Raw genomic sequence first — 1,474 nt, forward strand, 5'->3', positions numbered from 1 at the left:
TCGTCAACCCTTTTTTATTTAACAAATAAGTTTAAACCACTTCGTTGTGTGGGTTTGACAACAAAATTATGCCTCAATTTTTTTTCATTATTATTAACTGGTGCGTCTGCTTTGGCATGTTGGCGCAAAACAGGCTTATTACCGGGGCTGAAGCTGTTAAACTCCTTGAAAATCCTGAAGTAACTTCCGTAACAGAACTTTTTGAAGGTGAGTATTTATTTGATATGTACGCAAAACGGGATATCGGGGAAATAATAATAATGTCGGAAAGCGTTGAAAAAGTGATAGCGGACGAATATATAATGGCGCAGGATTGTGGTTTTGTAATTGTGAAAACCTTGGTAATGACGCCCGGGGAAATTAAAGCCATGAAAGAAGATATGCTTCATTCTTATTATTCGGGGATTGGCATAACTGAGATGATGACCTTGTATGGTTCGGGAAAATTTCCGGGAGCGGAATCGATGTATATTGCTGTTGATAACCCCTTATACGCCGTGTTCCTTAAGAAAAATAAACCCGGGCAGCCTTTTTTTGTTGATTATCCCGAATCAGGTGAGTTTAATTTCATGGTTGCCCACAAATACGCCGAAAAGAAACGGATCATAAAAGTCCTGCAGGCAGGATACAAAGGGCAATAGGCTAATTGGGCCAGGTGCTTCGCGCCTTAGGGACTACCGCAATACACTAATGGCTACATTATCACTGCTATTTTATAATTGCTTTATTCAGTTACAATAAAAAATCTCCAGCTGTAGGCCCTGTTGCTATCAACAGGTTGTGTCCCCATGTAAGGAATCATGCCGGGTGCTGACACGCGGTATTTGTATGTTCCGGGGCTTAGTGTTATTGTTAACTTTTGTTGGGGAGCAAAGGTGTAGGTTTCACTATTAAGTTTTAAGGTTAATGTTATTGATGTGTCATTAAATATTTCCGCTTCAGAATTATATGTGCCGGCTTTGCCATTTGGGGTAAAAATGCCTTTGTCGCATTCTGGTACAGCGTCACCCTGTTTGATAAATTCTTTTTGGACATAGCCTTCCATACCGGTAGCTATATCTATAATGTTATAAAAATCATTATCGGTTTCCATAGATATAATAAAAATCTGTACCCATGGTTTTAGTAACAAAATCTCGCCGGAGCCTTTCCCGGGCCCTTTCATTAATCCGGCCTGCCCTGTAACCCTTCCCAGGTAAGACTGGCCATACCCAATTGCCGCAACAAACAGGAAAAGCGCTGTATAGAATGGTTTCATACGGTACATGTAATTTACTTTATCATTAGGGCCCAACAAAACGTAAAAAAACAGGCTTTTGCCTTCATTTGGGTGCTTGCCTGCCTTCTTACGGTTTGTCATAATACCATAATCAGAGGGTTGCTGCTAACAAAGATACAAGCTCTTATGGAAGCTGTAGTAAGTATTTAAAAATGAAGTGGTTTAAACTTATTTGTTAAATAAAAAAGGGTTGAC

Annotated in this window: 2 protein-coding genes; one reads left to right on the plus strand and one right to left on the minus strand. The window is 39.7% G+C overall.

The genetic code is table 11. The annotated features are described in order from the left end of the window. Window positions 1–68: 68 nt before the first annotated feature. Entirely contained in the window at window positions 69–641 is a 573-nt protein-coding gene (locus CHU92_RS00890) for a hypothetical protein (RefSeq protein ID WP_129582963.1), read from the plus strand. A gap of 83 nt (window positions 642–724) precedes the next feature. Here the strand turns inward: CHU92_RS00890 and CHU92_RS00895 are convergent, their stop codons facing one another. Further along, the gene (locus CHU92_RS00895; RefSeq protein WP_094411670.1) at window positions 725–1,360 is read right to left on the minus strand and encodes a hypothetical protein; all 636 of its coding nucleotides are present in this window, start codon (window positions 1,358–1,360) and stop codon (window positions 725–727) included. Window positions 1,361–1,474 lie beyond the last annotated feature (114 nt).

The organism is Flavobacterium cyanobacteriorum (genome assembly GCF_002251835.1).
GTDB classification, from domain to species: Bacteria; Bacteroidota; Bacteroidia; order Flavobacteriales; family Flavobacteriaceae; genus Flavobacterium; species Flavobacterium cyanobacteriorum.